Annotated in this window: 9 protein-coding genes; 1 reads left to right on the top strand and 8 read right to left on the bottom strand. The window is 69.2% G+C overall.

Annotation, left to right across the window (positions count from 1 at the left end; all coding sequences use genetic code 11):
* The coding region (locus AB1578_19305) for a hypothetical protein (GenBank protein ID MEW6490043.1) at window positions 1-429 on the bottom strand (429 nt) is incomplete at its 3' end.
* A gap of 201 nt (window positions 430-630) precedes the next feature.
* Window positions 631-2103: a CRTAC1 family protein gene (locus AB1578_19300; protein MEW6490042.1), complete on the bottom strand. Its 1473-nt coding sequence runs from the start codon at window positions 2101-2103 to the stop codon at window positions 631-633.
* A gap of 242 nt (window positions 2104-2345) precedes the next feature.
* Between AB1578_19300 and trmFO the strand changes: the two genes are divergently transcribed.
* A complete protein-coding gene (gene trmFO / locus AB1578_19295) occupies window positions 2346-3713 on the top strand; it encodes a methylenetetrahydrofolate--tRNA-(uracil(54)-C(5))-methyltransferase (FADH(2)-oxidizing) TrmFO (protein MEW6490041.1) in 1368 nt (455 codons plus the stop codon).
* 120 nt (window positions 3714-3833) lie between these two features.
* On the opposite strand, the gene AB1578_19290 is transcribed toward trmFO, so the two are convergent.
* The 6 genes from AB1578_19290 to AB1578_19265 form a co-directional block, all read right to left on the bottom strand.
* The gene (locus AB1578_19290) at window positions 3834-4445 is read right to left on the bottom strand and encodes a deoxynucleoside kinase (protein ID MEW6490040.1); all 612 of its coding nucleotides are present in this window, start codon (window positions 4443-4445) and stop codon (window positions 3834-3836) included.
* Window positions 4446-4554: 109 nt separating this feature from the next.
* Window positions 4555-4926 carry a response regulator gene (locus AB1578_19285; protein ID MEW6490039.1) on the bottom strand — a complete coding sequence of 124 codons (372 nt, stop codon included), beginning with the start codon at window positions 4924-4926 and terminating at the stop codon, window positions 4555-4557.
* A 43-nt stretch (window positions 4927-4969) separates the two neighbouring features.
* Window positions 4970-6187: a glycosyl transferase gene (locus AB1578_19280; protein MEW6490038.1), complete on the bottom strand. Its 1218-nt coding sequence runs from the start codon at window positions 6185-6187 to the stop codon at window positions 4970-4972.
* A 9-nt stretch (window positions 6188-6196) separates the two neighbouring features.
* A complete protein-coding gene (locus AB1578_19275; protein ID MEW6490037.1) occupies window positions 6197-6835 on the bottom strand; it encodes a redox-sensing transcriptional repressor Rex in 639 nt (212 codons plus the stop codon).
* A 64-nt stretch (window positions 6836-6899) separates the two neighbouring features.
* The gene (locus AB1578_19270) at window positions 6900-8441 is read right to left on the bottom strand and encodes a PepSY-associated TM helix domain-containing protein (protein MEW6490036.1); all 1542 of its coding nucleotides are present in this window, start codon (window positions 8439-8441) and stop codon (window positions 6900-6902) included.
* A 104-nt stretch (window positions 8442-8545) separates the two neighbouring features.
* A partial coding sequence (locus AB1578_19265) for a TOBE domain-containing protein (protein ID MEW6490035.1) occupies window positions 8546-8876 on the bottom strand: 331 nt, incomplete at its 5' end.

Genomic DNA, 8876 nt, shown 5'->3' with positions numbered 1-8876 from the left:
CCCCAGGAAGGGCAGGCCCGCAAGCACGGCCAGGCCTGCCAGCCGCAGGAAGAACGACCCCGCGGCGGCGTCGAGGTCCGGCCGGGCGAAGGGGCGGTAGAAGGGCTGATGGAACGGTGCCAGGGTCGCCTGGGCGAGCTCCGGGCTGGAGCTGACTGAGGCGAGAAACCCCAGCAGGAGAAGCACACCGGCACCGAACCCCGCCGCCCCGATTCCGAGGGTGCCCGGGCGCCGAAGCCGCGGAAGGAGGCCCACCGCCACCCCCCCGGCGCCCAGGCCCAGGAGGGCGAGTCCGATGGCGAGGCTCGCGAAGTGGTACCACATGAGGACCGAGAAGATCCGCATGAGGAGCAGCTCGTAGGAGAGCACCCCCGAAGAGAGGAGAAAGAGCCCGAGGGCCAAGCGCCCCGGGCCGGGCTCGGACCTCATGGAGGGGTCACCCTTCCCCTTCCCCGCTCCCGGTGCCCTTCCCGACAGGTCCGACGCCACGCATCCGGGGCGCCTGCCCCCGTGGAACGCGCCGGAAACGGGCGGCCGCCCGAGAGCCGGCGTCGGGGCGGCCACCTTGCCGCGGGCCCAAAAAAGAAGGCTGTCGCGAAACAGCCTTCCTTCCTCGCGCAAGGGAGGGGATCACCGGCTGGCCAGCTCGCCCGGCTCCTCGACGGTGAGCACCTGGCCCGGACGCACCCCCTCCACCACCTTGCGGATGCCGCTCGGGAAGCGCACCTCCACCGTGTAGGTCTTCGCGGCATCGACCCCGAAGTGGAGCTCCTGGGGAGTCTGGGCGCAAAAGCCCGAGGCCGTGTGAAGCTCGGCCATGCCCGCCAGGGTCGCGCCGTCGCGCACCCACACCCGGGAGCCCACCGCCATGCGGTTCGAGACGGTGCCGGTGAGCCGCACCTTGAGCCAGTTCCCGTCGTTCGTGCGGTTGCGCAAGAGCTTGTTCTCGGCACCCCAGTTCACCACGTAGAGGTCCAGATCCCCGTCCCCGTCCACATCGGCGAAGACCGTGCCCTTGGTGCGCACCGCGGCGCACTGCACGTCGGGATTCTGCCCGGAGACGTCGCTGAAGGTACCGTCGCCGTTGTTGCGGTAGAGCTGGTTGGCCACCTTGCAGTCGCCCTCGTAGAGGTCGACGCGGCCGTCGTGGTCGAAGTCGCCGAAGGTGGGGCCCTTGCCCCAGCCGAGGTTCTCGAGCCCCGAGGCCTCGCCCGCGTCCCGGAAGGTGCCGTCGCCGTTGTTGAGGTAGAGCTTGTTCGGGCCCACGTAGTTCGACACGAACAGATCCAGGTGCCCGTCGCCGTTGACGTCGGCAAAGGCGGCCCCGAGGCCCCAGTGGGGGTCGTCCACCCCGGCCTCGGCGCTCGCGTCCCGGAAGGTGCCGTCGCCGTTGTTGAGGTAGAGCTTGTTGGGCTCGCCGGCCGGGTAGCGGCCGTTGACCACGTAGAGGTCGGGGCGCCCGTCGCCGTTCACGTCGGCCCACACGGCCATCCAGGACCAGGAGCGGTCCCCCACCCCGGCCTGATCGGTCACGTCGGTGAAGCTGCCGTCCCCGTTGTTGCGGTACAGGATGTTCCTGGCGCCCACCCCGTAGTTGGCCAGGTAGAGGTCCAGGAACCCATCGCCGTCGAAGTCCGCCGCGGCAGCGGCGTAGGTGAACTCCTTCGAGCCCACCCCCGCCCGTTCGGTTACGTCCACGAACTTGCCGCCCACGTTTCGCAGGAGGCGGTTGGCCTCGATCTCGTACCGGCCGCCCTTGGGGATGTAGAGGTCCACCCAGCCGTCGTTGTCGAAATCGAAGAAGACCGACCCCATGGCGTAGCCGACGTCCCCCAGGTTGTCTCCCGCCGATGCGGTGACGTCGGTGAAGGTCCCGTCTCCGTTGTTGCGGTAGAGCTTGTTCGGCCCCCCCTTGTTCGACACGTAGAGATCCCAGTGCCCGTCGTTGTCGAAGTCGGCGAAGGCCGCACCCTTGCCGTTTCCGGCATCGCCCACGCCGGCTTCGCGGGTCACGTCCTGAAATACCGGAAGAACGGGGGCCCCCGCCCATGCGGGCAGGGCAAAGGCAGCCGCAACGAGGAGGGCGAGACCGGTGCGCCTCATGGGGTACTCCTTTCCCAGCGGGTACGATCGTGGCCGCAAGTATCGCGGGTCGAGGGCGGTTCGTCAACGGGGCTGCCCGGAGCCGGAGCTCCGAACCGGTCAGCGTACTGTCCAAATCCCCGCCGGTTACTCCCGGCGGCCCGCCGTCCCCGAATCGCGGGGGAGGTACCCTTTCGCTGTCCCTTCTGGCACCATGGCCCCCCCGGAGCGCTGCGGGAAGCCGAAGGCAGGAGAGACGACGGATGGAACCAGGACGCGACCCAGTCCGGATCGCCGGCGGGGGACTGGCGGGGTGCGAGGCGGCGTGGCAGCTCGCGCGCCGCGGGATCCCCGTGCGCCTCTTCGAGATGCGGCCGGTTCGCACGACGCCGGCCCACCGGGGGCCTTGGCTCGCCGAGCTGGTATGCTCGAACTCCCTCAAGGCCGAAGGGCTGGGCCAGGCCTCGGGCCTCTTGCAGGAGGAAATGCGCCGCCTGGGCTCCCTGCTCTTGGAGGTCGCCCAGGCACACCGGGTGCCGGCGGGCCAGGCCCTCGCCGTCGACCGGGAGGGCTTCGCCCGGGAGGCGACCGCGCGTCTCGAGGCCGAACCCCTGGTGGAAGTCGTGCGCGAGGAGGTCACCGCCCTGGGGACGGGGGGCAAGGCCTGCACCCACATCATCCTGGCCACCGGCCCCCTCACCTCCGACTCCCTGGTCGCGAGTCTCGGTGCCCTCACGGGTGCCCAGTCCCTGTACTTCTACGACGCCATGGCGCCCATCGTGGAGGGCGACTCCGTAGACCGAAGCGTGGCCTTCGCCGCTTCGCGCTACGGGAAAGGGGGAGACGACTACCTCAACTGCCCCTTTACCCGAGAGGAGTTCGAGCGGTTCTACGAGGCGCTGACCTGTGCCCGCACGGTGCCCACCCGGGACTTCGAAGAGGAACGGGTCTTCCAGGCGTGCCAGCCCGTGGAGACCCTGGCGGCCAAGGGGCCCAAGACCCTGCTCTTCGGCCCGATGAAGCCCGTGGGCCTCGACGATCCCCGCACGGGCCGCCGCCCGTACGCCGTGGTGCAACTGCGGCGGGAGGACGCCGAGGGCCAGCGGTGGAACCTGGTGGGCTTCCAGACCAAGCTCGCCTATCCGGAGCAGGAGCGGGTGTTTGGCCTCATCCCGGGCCTGGCGAACGCACGCTTCCACCGGCTCGGCAGCCTGCACCGCAACACCTTCGTGGACGGGCCCAGACTCCTGGACCGCTATCTGCGCCTGCGCAAGACCCCATGGGTACAGCTCGCCGGCCAGCTCACCGGGGTGGAGGGATACGTGGAGAGCGCCGGCTCCGGCCTCTGGGCCGGGCTCAATCTGGCGCTTCGCCTGGAGGGCCGGACCCCCGATCCCCTGCCTCCCGAGACCGCCCTGGGCGCGCTGGTGGAGCACGTGGTCGCCTCGCCGACCCGCCCCTTCCAGCCCATGAACATGAATTTCGGCCTCCTCCCCCCCCTGGGCGTGAAGATCCGCGACAAGAAGAAGATCAAGGAGGAAAAAGCCCGCCGCGCCCTGGAAGCCCTGGACGCCTGGCAGGCAAAGTGGCTCGGAAGAGGGGGGGAAGGCGAAATGATGAACGATGAGTGAGAAACGGGCGGAGCCTGGTGCGTCACCCGTCACCCGTCGCGCCCCCTACCCCAACGGACAACGGACAACCGACAACGAGCAACCGGCAACGAGCCACGAGCCACCCCCAACCCACCGCCGTCACACATACTTCTCGATGGTCTCCAGCACCTCGATGCGGTCCACCAGGTCGTTGAGGAAGTCAAGGCGGTCGGCGTCGAGCACCAGCACCGGGGAAAGGTCGTACCGGCCGAGCCAGCGCTCGTAGAGCCGGTTGAGGTCCCGAAGGTAGCCCGCGTCCACGCCCCCCTCGTAGGCCCGTCCCCGCAGCCGGATGCGCTTTCGGATCGTGCGCAGGCTCGACTTGAGGTAGATCAGCAGATCCGGGGGGCCGACACTGCGCAGAATCGTGGCGTAGAGGCGCCGGTAGGCCTCGTAGTCCCTTCCCGCCAGGTATCCCTTGCGGTGCAGATTCTCGGCAAAGATCTCCGCGTCCTCATAGATGGTCCGGTCCTGGATCACCGTCTGGGGGCAAGCGTCGAGCTCCTGGTGGGTGCGAAACTTCAGGGTGAGAAAGTAGATCTGGGAGTGGAAGGCCCACCGGCCCATGTCGGCGTAGAAGTCCGCCAGGTAGGGGTTTTCCTCGTTGCGCTCGTAGAAGGGACGAATGTGGGGATAGCGCCGGCACAGGAACTCCACCAGCGTCGACTTGCCGCTGCCCATGTTGCCCGCGACCGCGATGTACTTGACCATGTGCCTGCCTGCTTCCGGCCCGTGGGAGAGGGGAGCCGGCGGGAGCCGGAACCCGGAAGCGGGCAGTTTGCCCCACCTGGCGGCGGGGGGAAAAGGGGAGAGGGGGCGGTTACCGCTCTTGGGGGATGCGCGCCTCCAGGGCGGCGGCGATGCGCTTCTTGAGCTCGGTCAGGTCCGAGGACTTCACCACGTAGTAGTCGGCGGCGATGCTCTTCAGGTCTCCCTTGTAGGATCCGTACGCCGAGCACAGGATCACCGGCAGGTCGTAAAAACGGGTGCGCACCTCTTGCAGCACGTCGAGCCCGCTCACGTCCACCATCTTGATGTCGAGGATGACCACGTCGGGCCCGAACCGCTCGATCTCGGCCGGGAGTCCCTTGCCCGTTCCCAGGGCAAGCACCTCGTGGCCGTCGTCCTCGAGCTCGAGGGTATAGAGCGTGCGGATGTGCTCTTCGTCGTCCACGATCAGGATGCGCGCCACGAGCTCCTCCTTTTCGCCCGATAGGGGGAAACGACGCCGGGACTTAGCGGCCCCACCGCTCCAAGAGGTAGGGCTTGGCCTCCTCGAAGGCCTGGCACTGCTCCTCCACGTACTCCTCCGCCTGGGCGGGGGCCATCCCCTCGGTTGCCCGCACGAAGGACAAGGTCCGCCCGAAGTAGAGGGGAGACAGGGCATCCAGCAACTGGTCCTTGGGCAGGATGCGGTCCCGGTACGCCACCGCCGTGTCGAACAGAACCTGTGCCCAGAGCCCCACGGGAAGCTCGAAGTGCCCCAGGTCCATCTCCAGTACCTCCTTGAGCTTGCCAGAGGTGACCGGAGACAGGGCTTCTTCCCACACCGCGGCGTACCTGCCCCGGCCCTCGTGGAGACGCGTGTAGAGGGCCTCCAGGTCCACGCTCACGGGGGGGGGCATCTCGGTCTCCCCGAGGCCGAACCCGAAGATGGCCGTGGGCCGGCTCCACCGGACCTCCGCCCAGAAGGGGGCAAAGGCCTCCATCAGGTGGAACATGGTGCCCACCACCTGTCGGAACATGGGACCCAGGTCCGCGGCGGGATCCTTGGGACGGTGGACCTTGGGCCGGCCGAGAAAGGCCTGGGTGATGGGCTGGCGGTGGTACATGGCCAGGGTGCTCATCCAGACGTCGATCCCGAAGTGGGCCACGTCGTCGTTCCAGGTCGCGTGCTCCAGATAGGTGCGCGCGAGTTCCCCCGAAAAACCGAAGTCTCCCCCGATGGGCTGGCGCACCCGCCGCCCGTAGAGGCCCCGGGTGAGGGGATAGGCGATGTTGTTGGTAATGGTGCCGTCGTACTTGTGGCGCAGGTACAGCGGCGCCACGAAGCCGAAGTCGTCGAAGAGGGGCTCCCCCAGGTGCTTGATCCACTTGGGGGTGATGCTCTGGAGGTCGGCATCCACCACCACCACCGCGCGGGCACCGAGATCGTGCACCAACCGGAAGAGGTTCTTGAAGTTGTTGCCCTTGCCCGTCACTCCCGGCGGCGTCGACACGTACAGACGCGGCACGGCGCACGGGGCGGCGAAGAACGCTTCCTTTGTGCCGTCGCGGCTCGCGTTGTCGCAGTTGACGATGACGGCCTTGCGTCCCTTGAAGAACTGGGTGAGGCCCAGGGAGGCCTGCTCGGTGGGGAACGCGATGGCGTCGGCCTCGTTGCGGGACGGGATGCCTACCACGATCTCCGCCGACGCCACGGCCTCGGGGTTCTCGATGATCCACTCGGGCATGGAGGTTCCTCAGCGGGACCGGGCGTAGAGGTGATAGACCAGGTTGTCGAACTCGGTGGTGAGATCCACCTTCTTGACCTTCACGCCCTCCGGAACCTGGAGCTGGGTGGGAGCGAAGTTCAGGATGCCCTTGATCCCCGCAGCCACGATCCGGTTCACGGCGGACTGGGCGGCATCGGCCGGCGTGGTGAGAATGGCCACGTCGATGTCCCGCTCCGCGGTGACCCGGGGCAGGTCCTCCATGGCGTGGACCACGATGCCCCCGGGCAGCACGGTGCCCACCTTGGCCGGGTCCGCGTCGAAGGCCGCCGCGAAGTTGTAGCCGTGCTCCGAGAAGTTGCGATAGCTCAGGAGGGCGCGCCCGAGATTGCCCACCCCCACCAGCGCCACGTTGCGGCGCTGGTTGAGCCCCAGGACCTTGCGGATGTCGAAGTGGAGCTCCTTGACGTAGTAGCCCACGCCCCGGATGCCGAACTCCCCGAAGTAGGTGAGATCCTTTCGAATCTGCGCAGCATTGACCCCGCAGATGTCGGCCAGCTCCGCGCTGGAGATGACCTCGACCCCCTTCTTTTCCAGATCCTTGAGCACCCGCATGTAGATGGAGAGCCGCTTGATCGTCGCCTCGGGAACCTTTGGAGGTTTGGGCATGTCGGAAGCCTCCTGCGGGACCGGGAGAAAGCTTGTTGTATTTAGGCACAAACAAACGCGGTTGTCAAACGTCTTTCTGCCGGCCGAGGGCCTGCGAAAGCCGCGGGAGCCAGCGGTCGAGCACCCCCGTGCCGAGCTGGACCGCCAACGCGAGCCCGCCGAGGGGCACGACGAGCCACGTCCACCACCCCAGGAGAAACCCGAAGAGCCGGCCGTTGTGGAGCTCGAAGAGGGCGTGCCACAGGGAGATGCGGCCCGCGGCCCGGAGGTCCGGGGGCATGGAGAGCGGGTAGGGCCTGCCCTCCCCGTCCAGAAGGCCCCGATCGTAGTCCGCCACCAGGGTGCGCCCATCGGCCGCCCGCACCCACCCCACCACCTGCCGGTCCCCCACCGGCCCCCCCTGGCCCGGCCTCGGCGGCCGGCCGGTAAAGGCATCGGTCACCCACCCCGAGCTCGGGTCCCACGCATAGAGCCCGCTCATGGAACCCACCCACACCAGGCCGTCCGGGGCGCGCCGGAGCACCGTGGCGCCCATCACGCTCACGGGCGGGCCCCCGGCAACCCGGGAAAAGGACCGGCTCCCGTCGAGCGGGCCAACATAGAAGCCGTCGGCCGTAGCGAGGAGCAGCGTCTTGCGAAGGGGGTCGTAGGTCGCCTTGCGCAGCAGGTCGTGCCAGGGGTTGGCAGGGGCCGGCGCGGGGTGGAGGCGCTCCGGGTACCCGGCAAATGCGACGGCGAGGAGGAAGGGGGGACGCTGGAGAAAGCCGGTCACCGTCACGAAGAGCAGCAGGGGCGACGCCCAAAGGCCCAGGCGCAGGTGCCAGCCCAGTGCGTTTCGCGCCCACCGCCCCCCCCTGCCCCGGGCAAGGGTTCGCCGGCGCTTGCGCCACCAGAACCAGGCCCCCGAGACGCACAGGAAGAGCACGAGCACCCCCAGGGCGTCCACCGCGAGACGACCCGGCAGCCCCCAGACCTCGCCGCTGTGGAGCTCGAAAATGAGCCGGAAGAGGGGCACGCGCCGGTCCGGCTCCCCGGCCCGGGCCGGGGTGGCGTCGGCAAAGGCGGGGGGCCACCCGGTGCCGCCCCGGTACACCCGGTCCCGGGTGACGGCGAGCAGGCTCCCGTCCGCCTCCAGGAGGTCCACCACCGTCTCCCGGCCCTCCCCCAGCGGTACGGGCCTCCACGGCCCCCCGGCCAGGGGGCGGCCCCAGAGCCCCCCCCGCGTGCCGGCCAGGAGGTAGGGCTCGGCCCCGTTCACCCGCAGCAGCGCCCGGGTGTCCCGGTAGTACACCGAGCGCTCGAACCCCTCTCCATCGAAGACCGGCTCGGTCGCCCCCGGCTCCCACCGCCACACCCCGGCCTCGCCGTAGAGGTAGAGCGCCCCCCCGTCCCCGGGGACGGACCCCCGCAGGCTGTTTCGGTTCCAGTCCCGAAAGGCGTAGTCCCCCGGGAGCCAGGACCGGGGCAGGTCCACCCCGGAGAGGACGTCCGGGTGGTTCAGGAGGATGCCCGACCCCGCCATGCCCGCGAAGTACAGGAGGCCCAGGAGCCCCAGCCAGCGGTGGAGGGTGCGGGATCGGTGGAGGAGGCCCGTGCGTCGCGTCATGGGGGGGATTCTACGGCAAAGCGCCGCGGGAAAACCTGTTCCAGGTCAAGGAAGGAGCGGGGCCTGGCTCCACCGCCCGGTTGGCAAACCGGGTCCGGGAGCTCCTACGACTCGGCCCCGCCGATCCGCTTCCCCTCCCGAAACACGTGCACGCCGCGCGGCCGAACCGACAGGCGCACGCGGCTTCCCGGCTCCGCGCTCCAACTGGGCGGCGCCTTGGCGATGAGGGGGCGGGAGCCGACCGTCAGGTGGAGCACCGCCTCCGAACCCAGGGACTCCACGAGCTCCAAGCGGGCTTCCACCTCGGCCTCCCCTTCTCCAGAAACCGGCGCGAGGGCTTCGGGCCGAATACCCAGGTGCACCGACTGCTCGAGATGCGCGTCCAAGTCCTTACGCTCGCCCAGGGAGAGCCGCACCCCCGGCGCCTCGAAGACG

It is taken from the genome of Thermodesulfobacteriota bacterium (assembly GCA_040756475.1).
In the GTDB taxonomy this organism is placed as follows: domain Bacteria; phylum Desulfobacterota; class Deferrisomatia; order Deferrisomatales; family JACRMM01; genus JBFLZB01.
This window is presented reverse-complemented; position numbering and strand designations above follow the sequence as displayed.